At 66.0% G+C, this 22002-nt stretch carries 13 protein-coding genes and 1 tRNA gene; 10 read left to right on the top strand and 4 right to left on the bottom strand.

Annotated features, from left to right (window positions below; all coding sequences use genetic code 11):
• Positions 1 to 10: 10 nt before the first annotated feature.
• The gene (locus ABWO17_RS09190) at positions 11 to 1621 is read right to left on the bottom strand and encodes a sigma 54-interacting transcriptional regulator (RefSeq protein WP_353117799.1); all 1611 of its coding nucleotides are present in this window, start codon (positions 1619 to 1621) and stop codon (positions 11 to 13) included.
• 228 nt (positions 1622 to 1849) lie between these two features.
• Between ABWO17_RS09190 and ABWO17_RS09185 the strand changes: the two genes are divergently transcribed.
• Positions 1850 to 2260 carry a hypothetical protein gene (locus tag ABWO17_RS09185; protein WP_353117797.1) on the top strand — a complete coding sequence of 137 codons (411 nt, stop codon included), beginning with the start codon at positions 1850 to 1852 and terminating at the stop codon, positions 2258 to 2260.
• Positions 2261 to 3228: 968 nt separating this feature from the next.
• Positions 3229 to 4050: an alpha/beta fold hydrolase gene (locus ABWO17_RS09180; RefSeq protein ID WP_353117795.1), complete on the top strand. Its 822-nt coding sequence runs from the start codon at positions 3229 to 3231 to the stop codon at positions 4048 to 4050.
• Positions 4051 to 4690: 640 nt separating this feature from the next.
• Here ABWO17_RS09180 and ABWO17_RS09175 read toward each other — a convergent pair.
• Positions 4691 to 4767 (bottom strand) — tRNA-Met (locus ABWO17_RS09175).
• 111 nt (positions 4768 to 4878) lie between these two features.
• Between ABWO17_RS09175 and ABWO17_RS09170 the strand changes: the two genes are divergently transcribed.
• From ABWO17_RS09170 to ABWO17_RS09160, 3 genes are all read left to right on the top strand, one after another.
• Positions 4879 to 5601: a glycosyltransferase family 2 protein gene (locus tag ABWO17_RS09170; protein WP_353117793.1), complete on the top strand. Its 723-nt coding sequence runs from the start codon at positions 4879 to 4881 to the stop codon at positions 5599 to 5601.
• 70 nt (positions 5602 to 5671) lie between these two features.
• Positions 5672 to 6094 carry a hypothetical protein gene (locus ABWO17_RS09165; protein ID WP_353117791.1) on the top strand — a complete coding sequence of 141 codons (423 nt, stop codon included), beginning with the start codon at positions 5672 to 5674 and terminating at the stop codon, positions 6092 to 6094.
• 175 nt (positions 6095 to 6269) lie between these two features.
• Positions 6270 to 7019 carry a TVP38/TMEM64 family protein gene (locus ABWO17_RS09160; protein WP_353117789.1) on the top strand — a complete coding sequence of 250 codons (750 nt, stop codon included), beginning with the start codon at positions 6270 to 6272 and terminating at the stop codon, positions 7017 to 7019.
• Between the two features lie 206 nt (positions 7020 to 7225).
• Here ABWO17_RS09160 and metG read toward each other — a convergent pair whose 3' ends face one another.
• Positions 7226 to 9211, bottom strand: coding sequence for a methionine--tRNA ligase (gene metG / locus ABWO17_RS09155; protein WP_353117787.1), 1986 nt, complete (start codon positions 9209 to 9211; stop codon positions 7226 to 7228).
• 163 nt (positions 9212 to 9374) lie between these two features.
• Positions 9375 to 11057 carry a regulatory iron-sulfur-containing complex subunit RicT gene (locus tag ABWO17_RS09150; RefSeq protein WP_353117785.1) on the bottom strand — a complete coding sequence of 561 codons (1683 nt, stop codon included), beginning with the start codon at positions 11055 to 11057 and terminating at the stop codon, positions 9375 to 9377.
• Between the two features lie 299 nt (positions 11058 to 11356).
• Here ABWO17_RS09150 and ABWO17_RS09145 point away from each other — a divergent pair, with 299 nt between their 5' ends.
• From ABWO17_RS09145 to ABWO17_RS09125, 5 genes are all read left to right on the top strand, one after another.
• A complete protein-coding gene (locus tag ABWO17_RS09145; RefSeq protein ID WP_353117783.1) occupies positions 11357 to 11914 on the top strand; it encodes an HDIG domain-containing metalloprotein in 558 nt (185 codons plus the stop codon).
• A gap of 145 nt (positions 11915 to 12059) precedes the next feature.
• Positions 12060 to 13055, top strand: a complete 996-nt coding sequence (locus ABWO17_RS09140; protein ID WP_353117781.1) for a glycosyltransferase family 2 protein — start codon at positions 12060 to 12062, stop codon at positions 13053 to 13055.
• Positions 13056 to 13495: 440 nt separating this feature from the next.
• Complete coding sequence (locus ABWO17_RS09135) at positions 13496 to 14842, top strand: ATP-dependent 6-phosphofructokinase (protein WP_353117779.1); 1347 nt, start codon at positions 13496 to 13498, stop codon at positions 14840 to 14842.
• Between the two features lie 295 nt (positions 14843 to 15137).
• Positions 15138 to 18542, top strand: coding sequence for a UvrD-helicase domain-containing protein (locus ABWO17_RS09130; RefSeq protein WP_353117777.1), 3405 nt, complete (start codon positions 15138 to 15140; stop codon positions 18540 to 18542).
• Entirely contained in the window at positions 18539 to 21886 is a 3348-nt protein-coding gene (locus tag ABWO17_RS09125; protein ID WP_353117775.1) for a PD-(D/E)XK nuclease family protein, read from the top strand. Before ABWO17_RS09130 ends, ABWO17_RS09125 begins: the two co-directional genes overlap by 4 nt.
• The last annotated feature ends 116 nt before the right edge of the window (positions 21887 to 22002 follow it).

Here is a 22002-nt window from a genome sequence, read left to right as displayed (position 1 = left end):
CTATCGGGCGTCAACGCGCGATGTTGTACTTGCGGTAAAGCTCGTAAACCCGTGCCCGTGACAGGTTGGACAACGCGCCGGCCTGGCGGATGTCTGCCTTGGCCACTGCGTGCAGATTGGCGAGATAGGTCTGCTCGAAGGCCTCCAGCGCCTCGCGGCGACCTTCACGAAACGACGGCAGCGGCAGCATCGCCGGGTTCTTTTCCATGGGCTGCGGTCGAGCTTTGGGCGAATCGGATACCCCACCCAGATCCTGCGGCGATGGCAGAGAAGCTTCGGGTGTCACCCTGCGTCCGTCTCCGCGTTTGGGGCCACGCCGGGGCCCGCGTTCGGCGACAGCAACTGGCGGCTCCGCGTGCTGGAAAGCGCCTTCAGCGCTTGCTGCCCCGTTCGAAGACGGGCTGTGTTCCGCCTCGGGCATGGGGTCGGTGCCGTCCTGACTCCAGCGGATGCAGCTCGACTGAATCATCCGCGCATGTATGCCCGACGGCAATTGCTCGACAAACAACGTTTCCCCGTCTTGCGCCACCGCAAGCGTGCTTTCGATGACATTGACGAGTTCTCGGACATTACCGGGCCAGTCATAGGCAAGCAGGCGCGCCTTGAATTCCGCCGACATTTGCCTGGGCGCGGTACCTGCCGCCTGGGCACGGTCACGAAGCAACTGTTCGGCAATTTCAATGACGTCGTGCCCCCTCTCGCGCAGAAGCGGCAGTTCGATCTTCAGCGTCCGCAACCGATACAGCAGATCGTCACGAAACAGCTTCTGGCGGATCATTTCATGCAGGTCCCTGTTCGTTGCGGCAATGAGACGGAAATCGCTATGGACTTCCTGCCCGCCCCCAACGGGGCGAAAGCGCCGCTCCTGCAATACCCGCAAGAACTTCTTCTGTAGCGACAAGGGCAATTCACCCACTTCGTCCAGAAAAAGGGTGCCGCCATCCGCCTGTTTGATAAGCCCTTCGCGCGAACGGGCCGCACCGGTAAACGCACCTTGGGAATAGCCGAACAGCAGGCTTTCAACGAGTTGTTCTGGCAACGATGCGCAATCCACGGTCACCAACGGCCCATCGCGCCGCAGGCTCAGCTTGTGGATGGCCTTGGCGAACAACTCCTTGCCGGTGCCCGTTTCGCCTTGAATAAGCACGCTTATATCCGAGGCGCGAGAACGGTAGATAAGGTCGAACACGCTCCGAAGCCGGGGGGAACTGCCATAGATGCCGAAATCGGAAGTGGGCGGCGCGTCATCGATGTCGGAACCGACTGTCTTGACGGCCATCCTGTCGAGCAGAGTGCTGATGGCGCGGGGAGCCGCCCCTTTGCGCATGTAATTGAGCGCGCCTTCGAGCAGGGCGTTTTCCCCAAGCTTCGGGTCGGCCTTTTCGGTAACGACAACGACCTGGGGCGAGGCCCCGGTGGCCCGAAAAGATGCAACCCCCGTTGGCACCTGTGCCGCGAGGTCATCCTCGATGACCACAAGATCACACGCGCCCTTGCCGCAGTAATGAATACCCTCGGAGACCGACGACACCGCCGTCAGCGAATGCCCGTTTGGCACAAGCATGCGGACCAGATGCGTGTGCAGGTCCGTTTGATTGCCAATAACCAGAACATTTGCCATACATTACCTCCGCAGCGGGTGCTAGCTTACTCTATAAAATCAAATGGCACACATGCGGACACTTTAAACCACCATCAACTGACAAACAAAAATATACAACAAGTATTTATGGCACTACACCTTATTATACTATAAAGAAACTCGAACACCAAAAAAACTCATAAAAACTCCCATAAGAAATACGTAAATATTTACAAATCAAATAGATAATCAAAAACAGGAGAAATAATGACTCTTAATGACCACAATTGTGACAATATATTGTCAAAAAGTCATATTGAAAAACGAAATACACAACGACTCGAACTCATGAGTCCGATTGTATGTTCCATAAAATTCAAGGATTATCCTGATGTAGTTGCTATTGTTCGAAATATCGGGACAGGAGGCATGCTTGTGGAATTTCAAACGGAGTTCGGACTGGACGATGTGGATGAAGGAACTTGCTGCACAGTCACCGACATGCTGCCACCCTGCTATCACACACTCAACCGGATACCCGGCAGTGTCGAGTGGATATACCACAAATTCGTGGGGATAGCCTTTACCGAACGTCTGTTTCGCGATGATGACGCGCTGCGGGACTGGTGCAGACGCCTCAAGATTTCCCACCGGAACGTGGCAACAGACAACGTCTGAGACACTCACGCTGCAAACCTGCACGATGGTCGGCTTGGCGTGCATGACAATGCCCCACCTGTTCATCAGAGCCTTCCCTGCACCGCGCAACGACTCTTGCATTGGTGCCTAAGACGCAGACGACAGCACGAGAGCAAAGGGGATTCCCTTTCTCGCAGATTGATTGACCACTGTCCGATTGTCTGTTCGCCATCCCACATACCCCCAGGCTTGCCGCTCGGCGCTCTTCACCGCCGCCAGAATCTCAGCTGATCTCGGCAAGCAGTAGTCGCCCCTTCGGCCAAGCCTGATGCCCCCCCTGCTCCCGGACCCCCAGCCAAGTCCGCCCTGCGGGCGGCCACTGCGCGCTATCCGAAGCTTCGACTCTTTTTTTGCGCGCCACCTGGCAAAAAAACCAGACAAAAACCCGACGCCAGGGTTCTGCCGATCGCGCTCGTGATTCATCGCCCCTCTCCCGGCGCATTCTGATGCGTCATCACGCCACCAGGACAGCATGGCGCATCCTTGGATGCAATATGTGTGAGAGCGCACCGACACCCCGAAACGACACTGCCAATGTCATACTGGAACGCATAGCAACCGCACGGAGGCACCATGCATTTGTGCGCATGCTCCACATGCTTGCAGACAACAGGCCCATCTCTTTCGCGTTATCTGCGTGAAAAATCTCACTCGACACAATTGCCGCCAATGCCTCTCCGCATCTCGCAAGGCTGCCGCACGAGAAATTGGCAGCCATCCCTGACCATGGCGCCTGTGGTCAACCCGAAAGGATGGCAACCGACCACAAGGGCTGAACGCCACAGCCGGATTCCGCCATCGAAACTGCACGCTCGCCGCAGACAGGGTTGCCACGGCAGGCATCATTTTCAGGTTCTGGCTGTTGCAAGCGCTCCCCTTCCCTGCCCAGGCCAACCGACTTTCCACAGTAACACCACGCCGGCAAAGCACCGGCAAAGGGGACGACCATGAGTACGTTCACCACCAAGGACGGCACGCAAATCTACTTCAAGGATTGGGGATCGGGACCACCCGTGGTCTTCAGCCACGGGTGGCCGCTCAATGGGGATGCCTGGGAATCCCAGATGGTCTTCCTGGCCGCTCACGGCTATCGCTGCATCGCCCACGACCGTCGCGGTCACGGGCGCTCCAGTCAGCCGGATCAAGGCAACACCATGGATACCTACGCAGACGACCTGGCAGAACTGCTCGACACTCTGTCGCTTGACGACGTTACCCTGATCGGTCACTCCGCTGGCGGCGGCGAAATCGCCCGTTACGTCGGTCGCCACGGAACATCACGTATCGCCAAAACCGTCCTGCTGAGCGCGGTACCGCCACTGATGCTAAAGACCAAAGCCAACCCCGACGGCCTGCCGATGGAGGCCTTCGACAAGATCCGCGCCGGTGTCACCGAAGACAGGGCGCAATTCTTCATGGATCTGGCCAGTGCGTTCTACAGCGCGACGCGCATGGGGCACAGGGTTACGCAGGGCATGTTGGACACCTTTCGGTGGCGGGGAATGCAGGGCGGCCTCAAAAATGAACTCGAATGCATCAAGGCCTTCTCCGAGACGGATTTTACCGAAGATCTGGCAAAGTTCGACGTTCCGACGCTTGTCATCCATGGCGATGACGACCAGATAGTTCCCCTTGCCACCTCGGCCATGCTTTCGTCGAAACTCATCAGAAACGCTACGTTGAAAATCTATCCGGGCGGATCCCATGGCCTTGCCGATACGCACAAGGTTCAACTCAACACCGACCTGCTGACCTTCCTCAAGGCCTGACACGACCTGGTGCACGAGGCCAGCCCTCTTGCGGCCCCCCCGGATCGCCCCACGAAAAGGTGTCATGATGGACTCCGTTTCGTGGGGTCACAGTCTGATGCTCTCGCGACGGAAACGGGGACGTCACGACGCTGCCCTGCCGCCGGGGCACAGGGCCCCATGCCCGGAACCCCCCGAAGCCATCCTGTCGCGTGCACGCCGTGCGCATGCGACGTGTCATGCCGGGAAGGACACGCAATTTCCATGGGGGAGCATGGTGAAGCAAAAGCGAAGGTGACCAGACAAAAGAAAACCTTCCTGACTTGGCCCGAAAGCTGGCAACTGCCAGTGAATGCATGGCGAAAACGGGGCCAGCATCACAACCAGCCCCGCGATTTCAAGTGTCGCTCACGGCATATGATCTTGATATCGCGGCCAGTCCCGAAGGCTCACACAGCGCGCCTGCTCGTGGCAGCCACGAGGCCAGCCCACCAACCTGAGAAATCGCCGTTCTCAACTCAGGTGGCGAAATTTCTCGACTATGGCGACAACTCACACGAAAAGCACAAGTCAAATGCCACCGTCTAACAAACCTGGGATAGGAATAGGGTAGGAAAAAGAAAAAGCCCTTATGGAAGATTTCCATAAGGGCTTGTCTTTCTGGTTGCGGGGGCCGGATTTGAACCGACGACCTTCGGGTTATGAGCCCGACGAGCTACCGAGCTGCTCCACCCCGCGACACGATGTGGGGACTGCCTCCCCAGCGAAGAAGGTGTGTATACGCGGGGGTGGTCGGGCTGTCAACAGCGCATTTACATCGCCGGGCAAATTCCTTATGTAGTGCGGGCCATGCAGAACATTACCTCTCTTTCCGTCGTGCTGCCCGTGTACAACGAACAGGACAACCTGCCCGCCCTGTTCGAGGAAATCCGCCGCTCCATCGCCAACCTTGGCAAGGAGTGGGAAGTGCTGTTCGTGGACGACGGCAGCAAGGACCGCAGCCTCGAGGTCATCAAGGCCCTTGCGGCGGAACATCCCCAGATTCGCTACCTGTCGTTCCGCAAGAACTGCGGGCAGTCCGCCGCCTTTGCCGCCGGGTTCCAGGCCGCGCGCCACGAGGTCATCGTGACCATGGACGCCGACCTGCAGAACGACCCCGCCGACATCCCCGCCATGCTCATCGAATTCGAACGCGGGTACGACATGGTCATCGGCTGGCGCGCCAAGCGCAAGGACACCTTTGCCAAGCGCATCGCCTCCAGGTGGGCCAACGCCATCCGCAACCGCCTGACCGGCGAGACGGTGAAGGACACCGGCTGCTCGCTGAAGGTGCTGCGCACCACCATGGCCCGGCGCATCCCCATGTTCACCGGCATGCACCGCTTTCTGCCCACCCTGATGAAGATGCAGGGCGCCACCGTGGCCGAACTGAAGGTGAACCACCGCCCGCGCCTGCACGGCGTTTCCAAGTACGGGGCCTTCAGCCGCGCCAAGACCGCCGCCTTCGACCTGCTGGCCGTGGCGTGGATGAAGCGCCGCTACATCAATTACGACATCGCCGAGCGCAACTGATTTCAGGGCGGGGCACACCGCCGCCATGTTCTTGGCCGGACTGGCCTCATCTTTCCAAGGGCTTGCGGGAATGGACACGCTGGAATGGATGCTCTGGCCCGCCCGCTGGGCCATCCTTGCGGCGGGCCTGCTGGTGCAGGTCGCCGCGCTGGCGCTGGCCGTGCGCCGGGAGGCCGCGCGGGCCTGCCCCGCACCGGCATCCCGGCCCGCTCGCCAGCCCGAAAGCGCTCCCCCGCCCGACCCCGGACCTGCCCATGCTTCCGCACCCGTTGCGACCACAGCCACCGGTCCATCGGCAAGTCCGCATAGGGCAAAGCCCGACGCATATCCCGGTGAAACTCCGGCCCCCAGCGTCAGCGTTTTCCGCATCGCTCGCGGGCTGTTGCTGGCCGGGAGCTGCCTTGTCACCCTTTTTGCCCTGCTGGAACGCGACATGCTGCTGCTGACCGGGCAACTGCTGGCCTTGCCTTTGCTCTGGCCGCGCCTGCGCTGACGCCCCGGCGCCTTGACGTCGCGACACCTTGACGTCGCGACACCTTGACGTTGCGGCCCGTTGCCGCTACTGCCCACATGCGGCGCATGCCGCCGCCCCGCACGACGGCTGTGGCCGCAGGCATGCCGCGCCGCCCCATCCATCCACCCTCACCCGGCCCCTGCCACCGCCCCGCATGACCCACAGCCCCGCCCGACTGCTCAAACGCGTGCTCAAGGGTGCGTTCGTCTTTCTCGGCCTTGCCGCCGCCATCGCGCTGCTGCGCCTTTCCGGCCTGCACGACGCCCTCGACACTGCCTGGGTAGACGCCAACATCCGCGACCACGGCGTGTCCGGGCTGGCCCTGTACCTTGGCGTGAGCTGCCTGCTCACCGCCGTAGGCATGCCTCGGCAAGTTGTCAGCTTTCTGGGCGGCTACGCCTTCGGCGCGGTGCTGGGCACGGTGTGGGGCACGCTGGCCACGGTTCTGGGTTGCGTGGTCACCTTCTACTACGCGCGCCTCGGCGGACAATCGTTCGTGGCGCGCCGCTTCAGCCGCAGGGTGGCCAAGATCAACGCCTTTCTCGGGCGCGACCCGTTCGCCATGTCGTTCATCATCCGCTGCCTGCCCGTGGGCAACAACATGCTGACCAACCTGCTGGCCGGAGTCAGCGCCATTCCCGCGCTGCCCTTCTTTGCCGGGTCCTCCGCCGGATACGTGCCGCAAACCTTCATCTTTGCCCTGCTGGGCAGCGGCGTGCGCGTTTCGCCAGAGTTGCGCACCACCGCCAGCGCCGTGCTGTTCGTGGTATCCAGCCTGCTTGGCTACCTGCTGTACCGCCGCTACCGGGTGGACGACACCCTGGAGGCACCGGAGGACGAACCGGAGGACGGCAAGGCCAACACCGACGGCGGCAGCATCCCCGCTGATCGCAACGACGCATAGCCGCAAGGCCCCGGCCCCCCCGCCCCCCCCCGGCTGGTGGCGTGTGCGGGGCATCCCCCCCCTTTTCCACGCTGCCCGGCGACCACGCCTCGCGCACCTTCGCTCGGCCCTGCCCACCCTGTTTCCCGCCCGAAAAAAACCGCCCGCCGACATGCATCGGCGGGCGGTTTGCGTTTCAAAAACCCAGAGCGGTTACCCGATCACGGCTACGACACCTTGGCCCCGTTGGCCACCGGGCCGGAGGCAGCCACCAGTTGCATGCCGCTTTCGGTACGCACCGCAAGGATCATCCCCTGCGATTCCAGCCCGCGCAACTTGCGCGGGGCAAGGTTGGCCACCACGGCCACCTGGCGCCCCAGCAGAAAATCCGGCTCGAAGTATTCGGCAAGCCCGGCCACGATCTGGCGCGGGGCCGCTTCACCAAGGTCCACCTCCACACGCAGCAGCTTGTCGGCGTTGGGATGGCGTTCCACCACAACCACCGTGCCGAAGCGGATGTCCAGTTTCTGGAAATCGGCGAAATCTATGGTGGCGGGCACGTCGCCAGTTGCAGGAGCGGCGGCAGGCGTGGCGGATTGGGCCGCAGCCTGCGCGGGCGCGGCCGCCTTGTCCTTCTTCTTGCCTTCCGCCTTGGCAGGCCTGGCCTCTTCCGTCTTTTCCAGTTCCACGCGGGGGAACAGGTTGGACGATGCCGCCACCGTGGTACCGGCGGCCAGCCCGCCCCAGCGGTCGGCCTCTTCAGCCAACTGCACGGTGGCCGGGTCCAGCGTCTGGCCCAGCTGCCCCAGCAGCACGGCGGACGCCTCGGGCATCACCGGCCACAGGTGCACGGCAACCTTGCGCATGCATTCCAGCATCACGTACATGACGGTGCCAAGGCGCTCCGTGTCGCCCTGCTTGAACAGGGCCCACGGCGCGGCATGGTCCACGTAGCGGTTCAGGGCACGCACCAGTTCCCACAACGATTCAAGGGCATTGGAAAAACGCACCCGCTCGAACAGCCGCACGTAGTTGCGCTGGGCCTCTTCCGCCAGGGTGCGGATGGCCTCGTCTTCCTCGGTCAGCGCCCCCTGCGCGGGCACCACGCCGCCGAAGTACTTGGCGGTCATGGACAGCACGCGGCTGAACAGGTTGCCGAGGTCGTTGGCCAGGTCCGCGTTCAGGCGGGCCACCAGCGCGTCTTCCGAGAAGCTGGCATCGCTGCCGAAGTGCATTTCGCGCAGCAGGAAGTAGCGGAAGGCGCTCAGGCCGTACTTGTCGATCATGGACAGCGGGTCCACCACGTTGCCCAGCGATTTGGACATCTTGGTGTCGCGCACCAGCCAGTAGCCGTGCACGTTCAGGTTGTTGTAGGGCTCAAGCCCTGCCGCCTTCAGCATGGTGGGCCAGAACACCGCGTGGGGCTTCAGGATGTCCTTGGCCACCAGGTGCTGCACGCCGGGCCAGAAGCGGCCGAACTTCTCGCCTTCGGGCCAACCCAGCGCGGAAATGTAGTTGATCAGCGCGTCGAACCACACGTAGCACACGTAGTCCTTGTCGAACGGCAGTTCGATGCCCCAGGTCAGGCGGGACTTGGGCCGCGAGATGCACAGGTCTTCCAGCGCGCCGCTGTCCAGAATGCCCAGCACTTCGCTGCGGTAGCGTTCGGGCCGGATGAAGTCGGGGTTGTCCAGGATGTACTGGCGCAGCCAGCCCTGGTACTTGGACATGCGGAAGAAGTAGTTCTTTTCGCTGATGTATTCCGGCTTCACCTGATGCTGGGGGCACAGGCCGTTTTCCAGTTCCTTCTCGGTGTAGAACCGCTCGCACCCGTAACAGTAGTGCCCGCCGTATTCGCCGAAGTAGATGTCGCCGCTGTCGTAGACCTTCTGCAGCACGTCCTGCACGCACTTCTTGTGCTCCGCGTCGGTGGTGCGGATGAACTGGTCGTACTCCACGCCAAGATGCGGCCACAGGTCGCGAAACTGCGTGCTCACGCCGTCCACGAATTCCTGCGGCGAACACCCGGCCTTTTCGGCGGCCTGCACGATCTTGTCGCCGTGCTCGTCGGTGCCGGTAAGAAAATAGGTGTCCTTGCCCAGCAGGCGGTGGAAGCGGCGCAGCGAATCGGCCACGATGGTGGTGTAGGCATGGCCGAGATGCGGCTTGGCGTTGACGTAGTAGATGGGTGTGGTGATGTAGAAACGGTCCACGTGAGTCTCCCGATTCGGGCGCTGCGGGCGGCGCGGGCCTGCCGCGCCGCTGTTCCGATATGATGGCCGCCCCCGGCACGCGCCGGGGGCGGAAACTGTTGCCTGTAAGGTCGTCGGCCCCTGCCCCTGACGGGTGGAGGCCGGAATCTGCGGGTGCCGTCAGTTATTCGCTGCCGGAGCCGCCGACAGGACCGCCCCCGGAGCCGCCCCCGCCGCCCCCGTCACCCTCATTGCGAGGTCCGGAAGGACGCCGCTTGCGCTTGCGCCGCCCCCGGCTGGAACGCAAGGTGGCCGGATCGGTGTTTTTCAGCGGGCCGCGCGCGCGCGGCATCGCGATGGCCGCCGGTGCTCCCGCCACGGGGGGGGCCACTTCCGCAGCCGGTGCGGAAGGCGCCGACGCGGCAGGAGGCGCGGGCTCAACCGCGTCGGACGCCGCCGCCCCCACGCCGGGGGCCTGCGGCGCAACGCCGCTGACGGTACCGGCTGAGGCATCTGGCATCGCTGCCGCAGGGGCAACCTCTTCGCCACCCGAGGCCGAAGCCACCGGGCCAGCCGCGTCCGCCGGAACAGGCGCCACGCCGTCACCCGCAAGGGGCACGGGGGGCTCCGCGACGGTCTGCGGGGCATCCGCCCCTTGAGCCTGTGGGGCGGGGCCGCCGCTCATGAATGTATCGAAGGTTGCGGAAAACTCGGCCTGGGCGATGCTGCCCGCCGGGGCGGCCTCGCCCATGGGGCGCAGGGCGCCATGGGCAACAGGCAGGTCGGATGGAGCCTGCGGGGCACGGCCATCGCGCCGGTCGGGCCGGTCTGGCCGGTCTGGGCGATCTGGGCGATCTGGGCGATCCGCTCGCTCCTGACGGTCACCCCGGTCAGGACGGTCAGGACGATCAGAGCGCTCGGGGCGGTCCCCACGCTCGGGCCTGCGCCCATCACGACCTTCACGCGGCTGGCCTTCCGGCCCGTCCACGCGGCGCTCGGGGTGTCCCTCGGGGCGCGTCATGTTGCCACCGGGGCCGCCGCCCCCCTGATCGGGCCGACGCGGCTCCATCTGCTGCCATTCTTCCAGCGTGACCTCGACCTCTTCGTTGGACTCGGTCAGCAGGGCCAGGCTGCTCCGGAACATGTTGGCCCGCAGCACCTTCACCGCGCCGCGCGAGGTCAGGTACTTCTTGCCAAGGCGCGGGCAACGCCGGTGGAATTCCTCGTAGTTTTCCTGCTCGTAGCTCAGGCAGCACAGCAGGCGCCCGCAAATGCCCGAAATCTTGGCCGGGTTCAGGAACAGGTTCTGCTCCTTGGCCATCTTGATGGTTACCGGGGCAAACTTGCGCAAGAACCGGCGGCAGCAGCAGACCATGCCGCAGTTGCCCACCGCGCCGATCATCTGCGTTTCGTGGCGCACGCCGATCTGGCGCAGCTCTATGCGGGTGCGGTAGTTCTTGACCAGGTCCTTGACCAGTTCGCGGAAGTCGATGCGGGTCGGCGCGGTGAAATAGAAGATGATCTTGCTGCGGTCGAAGAACACCTCCACGTCCACCAGCTTCATCTCCAGGTCGCGGCCCCGGATGCATTCGTTGCAGAAGGCGCGGGCCTCGTCGCCCAGCTTCTCGTTCTCCGCCGCCTGCTCCAGGTCCTCGCCGCTCGCCACGCGCATGATGGGGCGAAGGTCGCCCTCGGTCTCGCCCGCGTCTTCGGGCAGGTCGTCGCGCAGGGCAACAACCTCGCCGATGCCCTGGCCCTGGTCGGTTTCCACGATCACCCTGTCGCTCACGGCAACGGGCTGACCACCACAAAGAAAATAGTATATCTGTCCGTATTCACGGAACTTGATGCCGAGTATTCGTTCCATCGTGCTCGCCGGTTTCAGCCGGTTGACGCCCGTCCGGAAACATTCCGGCGGAAGGGGGTGCGAACGGATTACGCCGCATGGCCGCGTGGCGGCCATCTCCGCCTTCCTTGGCGAAATAACCTCCTCTTTTCCGCTTTTATGGGGCACGTGTCAACAAAGCCGCGCCCCGCGCGGCCCCGGCGGCGGCGCCCCCCTTCGGCCTGTGCGAGTTCCCGGCTGTTGCAACGCCCGTGCTCGTACCGTACAAGGTCCACAGACCATGTGACCCGTTTCACGAAGCCTGTTTTCCGGAGGCCGCCATGCTCCCTCGCGCCGAAGCCATCGACCTGCTGCGTTCGCACAACCCGGAACCCCACCTTGTCCAGCATGCCCTGGCCACCGAAGCCGTCATGCGCGGCCTGGCCGCCCGTTTCGGGCAGGACGCCGACCTGTGGGGCCTGGCCGGGCTGCTGCACGACATCGACTACCCGCTCACCAAGGATACCCCCGAACGACACGGCCTTGTGGCCGTGGACCTCATTGGCGACGGACTGCCGCCAGAGGCCGTGCAGGCCATCGTGGCCCACAACAGCGAATGCACCGGGCGCGAACCGGCCAGCCTGTTTGACCGTGCCCTGCGCTGCGGCGAAAGCGTGACCGGCCTGGTCAGCGCCGCCGCGCTGGTGCGCCCCACCGGCATGGACGGCATGCAGGCCTCCAGCCTGAAGAAGAAGATGAAGGACAAGGCGTTCGCCGCCAGCGTCAGCCGCGAAAGGATCCGCGAGTGCGAGGCCATCGGCCTTGAGCTTGGCGAGTTCCTGACCATCGCCATCGAGGCCATGACGCAGCGCGCAGCCGAGTTGGGCCTGGCCCGCTAGTCGGCCAGCCTCCGCCCGCACGGGCCAAGCCGACCAGCCCGACCGGCCAGATCGGCCAGACCGGCCAGTCGGGCCACGCCCGACGCGCGCCCTTGCGGCAACGACGACACCGCTCCAACGCACAACAGCCCCGAAGGAACCCCGCATGAAGCTCTCGTTCGTCATCGTCGCCGCCAACGCGGCGAAGTACATCGGCGACTGTCTTGCCTCGGTCCGCGCCGCTGCGGCCGAAATGACGGGCCTTGCCGAATCCGCCGACATCATCGTGGTGGACCGCGCCTCCACCGACGCCACCATTCGCAACGCGCGCGACATCGCGCCCGAAGCCGTCATCGTCGAAGCCCCGGCGGGCACCGGTTTCGCCGCCGCCGCCAACCTGGGCGTGGCCCGCGCCAGCGGCGACGTGATCATTTTCGTGGACCCCGCCGTCACCCTGTGCCCCGGCGCGGCCCGCCGCCTGGCGGAGCATATGGATACCACCCCCGCCTGCATGGTGGCGGGCGGCATGGTCACCGGCCCCAAGGACGCCGTGTTGCGCGGCGCCGCCCGCCTGCCCGGCCTGATCGTGAAGCTGGCCCGCCTCAGCGGGCTGCCGGGCCGCCTGCCGCGCACCTGGTTCAACTGGCCCGCCTACGGCGAAAAGCACTTCCAGCAGCCCACCCGCGTGCAGGCCGTCTCGCTGGCCTTCGCCGCCGTGAAGACCGCTGCCCTGCGCAAGCTGGGTCCGCTGGATGAACGCTTTCACGGCGACGCCTTCACCGGGCACGACCTGTGCCGCCGCATCCGCCGCGCGGTGATGTTCGACTGGAACGTAGCCGTGGTGCCGCAGGCCCGCGCCTGCGCGCAGGACGCCTTTGTCCTGCGGCCCGAAATCGAGGACTTCGACCTGAACGGCGACGGCGTGGTGCGCACCCGCGTGCGCGACGAAATGCTGTACGTGTGGAAGAACTACTGCGTGCTCACCTCTCTGGGCAACAGCCTGCTGGAACTGGCCGGAAGCTGCGTGCGCTACGCGGTGTCCGCGCTGCCCGGCATCGGCTGCGACAAGTGCGCCCGGCACAACGCGGTCGTGCTGCGCGAAACATCGCGGGCCATGCTGGATACCCAGCTTGGCATGCAGTACCCCACGACCCCCTGGTAATCACGGCGACAGTTCGGCAAACGCGGCCTTTCCCGCACGGAAGGGCTGGCTGACCGAAGCATGCAACGGGGCGGACGGCACTGGCTGGCCGCCCCTGCCTGTCTGGCCCTGCCTGCCTGTCCCTGCCTGTCTGGCCCTCCCCGTTTGCTCCGTCCGCCGGAGCGGGGACGGCCACGCCCTGTCGCGTCCCCGTTGCGCGCCCGTGACGGTCGGATGCGCCGATCGCGCGGACTGGCCTTATGTTCCCCGCCGTGCTACCTTGTAGGGGTATACCCGGTGCATGGCGCACGAAAACGCGCCCCCACGCGGCCCACGCCGTCACATCGCGCGGTTTCGGCCACACCCGCCAAACCGCCCAGGCCGCTCCCATCCGCCTCGATCGTTCCAAACGCGCCAATCTTCCCAATTGCCCTCATTGCCCTCACTGGAGGACAGACCGCATGCCCTCGACCCTTTACGACAACGGCACCCTGCAACTGGATACCTCCATCCCCGTCCTGGGGCAGGCCAAGATTCCCACGCCGCTCTGCTACGGCAATTACGCCGACGAACAGGGCATCCCCCTGTTTCTCGACCGCGAGCACATCGCCGAACTGGGCGCGGAATCGGTGCCCCTGCTGTTCGAATCCGCCGGGCCGCGCAGCCACCTGTATTTCGACTCTTCCAAGACCAAGTGCGCCATCGTCACCTGCGGCGGCCTGTGCCCCGGCATCAACGACGTGATCCGGGCCATCGTCATGGAGGCGTACCACGCCTACAACGTGCCCGCCGTCATCGGCATCCGCTACGGGCTTGAAGGGTTCATCCCCAAGTACCGCCACGAATTCATGGAACTGACCCCGGACAAGGTGTCGGACATCCACCAGTTCGGCGGCACCATCCTGGCCTCGTCGCGCGGGCCGCAGTCGCCCGAAGAAGTGGTGGACGCGCTGGAACGCATGAACGTCAGCGCCCTGTTCATGATCGGCGGCGACGGCACCATGCGCGCGGCATCGGGCATCGTGGCCGAAATCGCGCGGCGCAACCTGCGCATCTCGGTCATCGGCATCCCCAAGACCATCGACAACGACATCAATTTCATCAGCCAGTCGTTCGGCTTCGAAACCGCCGTGTACAAGGCCACGGAAGCCATCCAGTGCGCCCACGTCGAGGCGCTGGGGGCCATGAACGGCGTGGGCCTGGTCAAGCTGATGGGGCGCGAGTCGGGCTTCATCGCCGCGCACGCCACCCTTTCGCTGAAGGAAGTGAACTTCGTGCTCATTCCCGAGGTGCGCTTTTCGCTGCACGGCGAAGGGGGGCTTTTGCCCGCGCTGGAAAAGCGGCTGCGCTCGCGCGCCCATGCCGTCATCGTGGTGGCCGAAGGCGCGGGCCAGCACCTGCTGGAAGGCACCGGAGAAACCGACGCCTCGGGCAACCCCATCCTCGGGGACATTGCCACCCTGCTGCGCACCGAAATCAAGCGCTACTGCGATGAACGGGCGCTGCCCTACTCGCTGAAGTACATCGACCCCAGCTACATCATCCGTTCCGTGCCCGCCAATGCCAACGACCGCGTATACTGCGGCTTTCTGGGCCAGCACGCCGTGCATGCCGCCATGGCCGGGCGCACCGGCATGGTGGTGTCCAAGCTGATGGACCGGTACGTGCACCTGCCGCTGGATCTGGTGACGCGCACCCGGCGCAAGCTGAACGTGGCGTCCGACTACTGGCGGGCGGTGCTGGAGTCCACCGGTCAGGTGGATCTGGCGGGGATGGTGCCGGATACCACCCGAGCCTGCCCCATTTGACCGCGCCCGTACTCCGTCCTTCGGACCTCCGGCGGCGTCAGATTTCGCCTTCCGCTCCGGTCACGTACGGGAAGAGTACGCTCCCGTCGCGGAAGGCTCATCTTCCTTGCCGGAGGCCCGAAATCCTGTCGTCCGGGCACGGTCAGAAAGGCAGCGGTGTGACCTATTGCCGCGGAACACGGGGCTTCCTTGCCAGACGACGAAATCCCCGCCCGGAAACGGTGGCGCGCTCATACACAATAACCTTGTCTGCCTTTTCCAAATCGCTAATTCCCAATAGTCAAGAATCCCACCCATGCCCACGCCAACGCTGACGCAGATCAAGGCCTCCGCCGGATCGGGAAAAACCTACACCCTGACCCGGCGATTCCTGTCGTTGCTGGCGGACGCCCGCGACGAGGACGGACGGGCCTGTGCGCTGGCCGTGGAGGGCGGGCACTGCTGGCCGGACATCCTGGCAGTGACCTTCACCAACAAGGCCGCGTCGGAGATGAAGGAGCGGGTCATCCGCCTGCTCAAGGAACATGCCCTGGCCGATCCGGCCCAGGCCCGGAAAGACGGAAACGACGGGGCGTGGCCCCCGGCCCGCGCGGCCCGCTGGGTGGACATCATCCTGCGGCGCTACGGCGCGCTGAACATCCGCACCATCGACAGCCTGCTGACCATGCTGGTGCGTCTGGCTGCGCTGGAACTGTCCCTGCCGCCCGACTTCGAGCCCGCCTTCTCGCCCGACGAATACTTCGAGCCGCTGTACGACCTGATTCTGGACCGCGCCCGCCGGGGCGATGTGCAGTTGCGCGACGACGTGCGCGACGCCTGCCGCCTGCTGCTGTTCCACACCGACCTCAAGGGCTTCACCGTTGGGGCGGGGCTGCGGGTGCGCCTTTCGCAGCTCTTGCAGTTGCATCTGGCGGAGGGTGGCATGTCTGGCCCAGCCCTCTTAACTGCCGGCCCAGACCCCTTCGATGAAAGCCCCGGCATCCCTCACCGGGGCGGCCTACCCGATGTGGACACCGAGGCTCTGGCGGCCAAGCTGGTTGCCATCCACGCGGACATGCAGGACGCCACCGCAACCCTGTCGCGCATCCTGGCCGATGAACAACTTTCCGCCGCCGCCAACCTGCACAAATTTCTGGACAAGTGCGTGGAAAACAGCGCCTTTTCCCCACTGTCCAAGTCTGCCTATCTGGACAAGGGCGGGCTGGACGACTGCCTGCTGAAGGCGTCAAAAGGCAAGGGCAGCGACGAGGCCCGCGCGGCCTTCGACGCCTGGCGCGACGCCTGCAACGACTTTGCCGTGCGCGGGCGGCTCATCCAGCGCGCCTTGCAGGTGGCCCCGCTGGCCGGTCTGGCCCGGGCCATGGCCGCGCACCTGCCCGACTTCCAGCGGCGCGAGGGCAAGCTGCCCCAACCGCTCATCCCCCTGCACGCCCGCGACGTGCTGAACGGCGAGTTCGGCGTGTCGGAAGCCTTCTGCCGCATGGGCACGCGCCTTGCGCACATCCTTGTCGACGAATTTCAGGACACCAGCCGCGACCAGTGGGCCGCCATCGAGCCGCTGGCCGTGGAATGCCTGTCGCGCGGCGGCGGGCTGACCTGGGTGGGCGACGTGAAGCAGGCCATCTACGGCTGGCGCGGCGGCGATTCCGACCTGTTCGACGACATTCTGGCATCGCCCGCGCTCACCGCCATCGTGCCCGATCCCCGGCAGGAAACCCTGCCCCGCAACTGGCGCAGCCGCGTGGCCATCGTGCAGCACAACAACACCGTGTTCGCGCAACTGGACGACCCGCTGCGCGCACGGGGGGTGCTGTCGGCCATGCTGGGCGACAAGACGCCAGCCCACGTGCTGGACGAGGCCGCCGCGTCGGTGGCGCGGGCCTTTGCCGGGGCGGCGCAGGGGGTTCCGGACAGGGCATCGGCCCAGGGCGGGCTGGTGCGCATCGTCCCCGTGCACGGCGAGGACAACGGAGACCTACGCGACAAGGTGCGCCAGCAACTGCGGGCGCTGTTCATGGACGATCTGGCCGCCCGCCGCCCGTGGCGCGACGTGGCCGTGCTGGTGCGCAAGAACGACGAATCCGCGCTGGTGGCCTCGTGGCTCATGGACTGGGGCGTACCGGTGGTGACCGAAAACAGCCTGCGTCTGGCCGACCATCCGCTGGTGACGCAGACCGTGGCCCTGCTGACATTCCTGGACTACCCGCCCAACGCGCTGGCCCTGTGGGAAGTGCTGACCGGCTGCGAGTTGTTCGGCGGCATCAGCGGCCTTTCCGACCGTGCGCTGCGCGACTGGCTGGCCGACCGCTGCGCCCGTCCCGCCGACGACCCGCGCGGCGGCAAGGGGCTGCTGGCCGATTTTCGCGCCACCTTCCCCGTGGCATGGGAAACGTGGCTGGCCCCGTTCTACGCCCGTGCCGGACTGATGGGCCCCTATGACACGGTACGCGAAATCTTCGAGCGCTTCCGCGTGGCGCAACGCCACCCGGAGGACATCGGCTACGTGCGCCGCTTTCTGGAGGTGGTGCACAATGCGGAGTCGCGCGGGCTCACCTCGCTGGCCACCTTTCTGGAGTTCTGGGTCGAAAGCGGCGGCGAGGAAAAGGTGCCCATGCCGGAAGCCATGGACGCCGTGCGGGTGATGACCATGCACAAGTCCAAAGGGCTGGAATTTCCGGTGGTGGTCATCCCCTTCCATCATCAGCCGGACCGCACCGACCCGCCGCTGGTGGTGGCGGAACTGGACGGCCAGCCGCTGCTGGCCCCGCTGTGCCCGGAAATGGGCGACCGCTATCACCACGCGCAGGCGGCAGCAGCAGCCGAAAAGCTGCACCTGCTCTACGTGGGCTGGACGCGGCCCGTGGACGAACTGCATGCCTACGTTACCTCCACCCCGTTCGCGGAACGGAACTCTTCGCTGCTGGCCGGAGTGCGCGCCCTGCTGACCGGGTGCGACATCGACACGGAGCAGGCGTACGTGGCAGGCGCGGTGCCCCCGGCGCGGGAAGCATCGCAGGAGGAAACGGCTCGGCCGGTGGCGCAGCAGGAAGAAAATGGGCAGGACGTACCGCCCGCATCGTCCGAGGCAACGCCGACACCTCTGCCGGACGCCGCCCCGTGGCGGCCCATGCAATGGCTGCCGCGCCTGAAGATTTTCCGCAACCAGCTGGAGGAATTCACCTTCACCGAGCGACGGCGCGGCATGCTGGTACACGCCTGCCTGGAACAGCTGCGCCTTACCGGCGCCCCGGACCAGGACGCCGCCCGCGCCGTGGCCCACGGCATGCGCGCCTTCCCCCTGCCGGTGCCGGAACCGGAGGCCACCGCGGGCGAACTCACCGCCATGCTGGCGTGGCTGGCGGCGCTGCCGCAGGCCGGGCACTGGTTCACCCATGGCGTGCCGGAACAGTCCATCATGGACGCGCAGGGCAGCATCCACCGCACCGACCTCATGGTGGACGACGGGGAAACCTGCACCGTGGTGGAATGGAAGACGGGCCGCCCCTCCGACGACCACGTGGCCCAGGTGCGCCGCTACCTCGGCCTGCTGGCCGAGGGCACCGGACGCGGCCCCGGCGGTGTGCGCGGCGTGCTGGTGTACCTTGACGGGCGCACGGTGCGGCCCGTGGAACTGCGCACCACCGACGCCACCCGGAACGACGCCACCCGGAACGATCCCAATGAAGGACACCGCCCGTGACCGGTCCAGACGATATCCTCATGCCCGGCGTACCGTCCGCCTCCCGGCCCAAGCGCACCACCGCCCGGCGCACCGCGCCGCGCGCACCCCATGCTCCGCATGCTGCCCATGCTAGCAGGGGCCCGCGCCCGTTCCTGATCTTTCCGTGGGATACGGACTTCCTGGCCGGGCTTACCGATACGCTCATCGAGGTCACCGGCGGTCGCCCCGGCGATGCCGTGTTCGTCTTTCCGCATGGTCGCCCGGGCCGCTACCTTGTGGACCGCATCCGCCGCGCCCCCGGCATTGCCCGGCCCTGCCTGCTGCCCCGCGTGTTCACGGTGCGCCAGATGTTCACCCTGCTGCGCGCCCACGCAGAAGACCCCACGGCGCGCCCGGCCCGGCCCATCCCCCTGCTGGACCGGGTGGGCCTGCTCATGGACTGCGTGCGCGGCCTGGCCCGCCCCGGCGATGAACTGTACGAGCACCTGGCCGCCACGGACCAGCGCCGGTTCTTTCCGTGGGGCGTGCGCCTTGCCGCGCTGATGGAGGAATTCTTCGTTCAGGACCGCGTGCCGGAAGACTACCAGTACATGGAAGGCCAGGTGGCCCCCTTTGCCGCCGCCCTGCTGGGCGCGCTGGGCCGCATCCACGAGGCATACGCAACGGCACTGACCGAGCGCGGCTGGACCACGCCGGGCTTCGACGCCTTTCGCTCCGTGCGCCTGCTGCCCGGCCCCGCCGAAACGGGCCGCGCCGCCGAACGCCCCGACGGCTTCACCCTGCCCCCGCTGCTGGCGGGCAAACGGCTGTTCGTGGCCGGGTTCTCCACCCTCACCGGCACGGAAGAAGCGCTGTTCCTGCACCTGTGGCGGCACGAAGAGGCCACGGTGTGCCTGCACACCGACGCAGCCGTTGCGGAACTGGGCGCGCGCCCGGTGCACTGGACCTGCGAGGATCACGTGCGCTGGCTGACCGCGTGGCGGGCCGGGGCCGCACTGGCCTGCCCGTCGTCCGGGCACACCCCGTCGATCACCTTTCATGAAGGTTACGACCTGCATTCGCAATTGCTGGTCATGGAAAAGGAACTGCGCGCCGAAAAGCAAGGGACGCGCGGCCCCGGCAACGATGGCGGGGGCACTTCTTCCGACAACGCGGCCCGATCCGGCAATTTGAAGGAATCGAGTCTAACGCCAGCAATCGAAAGCACCGAAGGTTCTGCCCTTCCCGCGCCGGACGCCGACGAACTGGCGGGCACGGCGGTGGTGCTGCCCGACACCGGGCTGCTCATGCCCGTGCTGCACCACCTGCCGGACAAGGACGTGAACATCTCCATGGGGTACCCGCTGGTGCGCTCCACGCTGGTGCGGCTGGTGGAAACCCTGATGCGCCTGCAGGAGACCGCCCGGCCCGCCACCTCACTGTCCTTGCCGGAAGAAGGGCTGGAAGAAGGGCCGGAGGCAGGATCGGATGAAATGTTCGTCCCCACCTTGGGCGGTGCGGGCACCGCGCCGTCCGTCCTGTGCTACCACTGGCGCACGGTCATCGAGTGCATCCGCCACCCGTACCTGAAGATGCTGGAACTGGACGGCGAACGCCCCCTGCGCGACCTGTTCCACCTCATGGAAAACGTGGTGCGCGGCGGGGCCAGCTTCGTGGACCCGCGCGCGCTGGCCCGCCAGGTGGCCCAGAAGGCCCCCGGCGGCGAACACGGCCCGGCAGCCGACCTGCTGCACCGCGTGCTGGACCTGTGCCTGACCCGCTGGGAAACGGCGGACACCCCGGCCCGCGTGGCCGATGTGGTGGGTGCGCTGTGCGACCTGCTGCTGGCCCACGGCGGCACCCTGTGGGAGCGCTTTCCCATCGACGCGGAATGCCTGTTCCGGCTCATGCAGCGGGTCATTCCCGCCCTGCGCGACTGCGAACTGGCGGACACGCCCTTCCCGCGCGAGGTGCTGCACACCATCCTGCGCGAAACCCTGCGCGAGGAGCGCGTACCCTTCGAGGCCACGCCGCTGGCCGGGTTGCAGGTGCTGGGCATGCTGGAAACCCGCCTGCTGCGCTTTCGCCGGGTCATCGTGCTGGACGCCACCGAAGACCGCCTGCCCGGCGCGCCGGGGCACGACCCGCTGCTGCCCGACAGCCTGCGCGCCATGGCCGGGCTGCCCGATTCGCGCCGCCGCGAGCGGGTGGCCGCGCACAACTTCCACCGCCTGCTGGCCGGGGCGGAACAGGCAGTGCTGTGCTACCAGACCGGCGTGGACCGCAGCGGCCTGCTGGACGAAAAGAAGATCCGCAGCCGCTTCGTGGAAGAACTGCTGTGGCGCGAGGAACGCGCGCGAGGCGGACTGCTTTCACCAGGCCAGCCCCCGCTGCATGCCGTGGCGTGCACGGTGCGCCCGTTCCGTTCCGCGCCGCGCCCCATGGAACGCACCCCCGCCATCAACGATGCGCTGGAGCGGCTGCTGGACGCGCCCGTATCGCCTTCCACCCTCGACGCCTGGCTGACCTGCCCGGTGCGCTTCTTTCACGAGCGGCTGGCCGGGCTGGCCCCGCCGGACGAGGTGAACGAAGGCGACGACCCCATTGCCGTGGGCGACCTGCTGCACAAGGTGCTGCTGGACTTCCACCTGTCCCACAAGGGGCGCGAGGTGCGCCGCAACGAACTTTCCGCCGAACACCTCACCCGCCTGTTCCTGCAACGGCTGGGGGCCTCGGGCCTTTCCGCCCAGTTGCCGCCCGACGCCCTGCTGATGCTGGAAGTGGCCGGGCCGGAACGCCTTGGCCGCTACCTGTCCCGCCAGCCGGAACGGTTCACCGTGCTGGAACTGGAGGAATCGGTGGAGGCCACCATCGACGTGCCGGGCAGCGCGGGGCGTCGCGTGCGCCGCCTGCATGGCCGGGTGGACCGGGTGGACCTGCGCGGATTCGAGGACGGTGAAGGCGCGGTGATCCTGGACTACAAGACCGGCAAGGTGGAATGGAAGCCCTCCGCATGGTCCGACGAGGCGCTGTGGGAACGCATGGAGATATGGACCCCCGACCGCGACCCCGACCTGCTGGCCGACGTGGCCGCCGCCCTGCACGGCGTGCAGCTTCCGGCATATGTCCACATGTACGGCCAGCAGTCCGGGCGTGACGTGCACGACGCCGCCTGGGTCATCCTGCGGGATGCCGGGCAGGAACTGCCCCTGTTCGGCGACGGCGTGGACGACGAAACCCGCGATGCGGCCATCACCACCCGCATTCCCGCCCTGCTCGCCTTTCTGTTGCGGCACATGGCCGAAGCGCCGTTGCTGCTGCCGCGCGACGGCAAACATTGCGACTGGTGCTCTTGCACGAAACTGTGTAAAATGCGTGCCTGAGGGAACGGGCCGCATCGGCCCTTCCGCGCCGCCAGCGCGGCGTCCGCCCGGTCACGGCCCGGCGGCGCATGCGCCCGTGCAGTGGGGACTGCACGGGAAAAAACGCACCGCCGCCA

This window comes from Nitratidesulfovibrio sp. (assembly GCF_040373385.1).
GTDB lineage: Bacteria > Desulfobacterota > Desulfovibrionia > Desulfovibrionales > Desulfovibrionaceae > Cupidesulfovibrio.
This window is presented reverse-complemented; position numbering and strand designations above follow the sequence as displayed.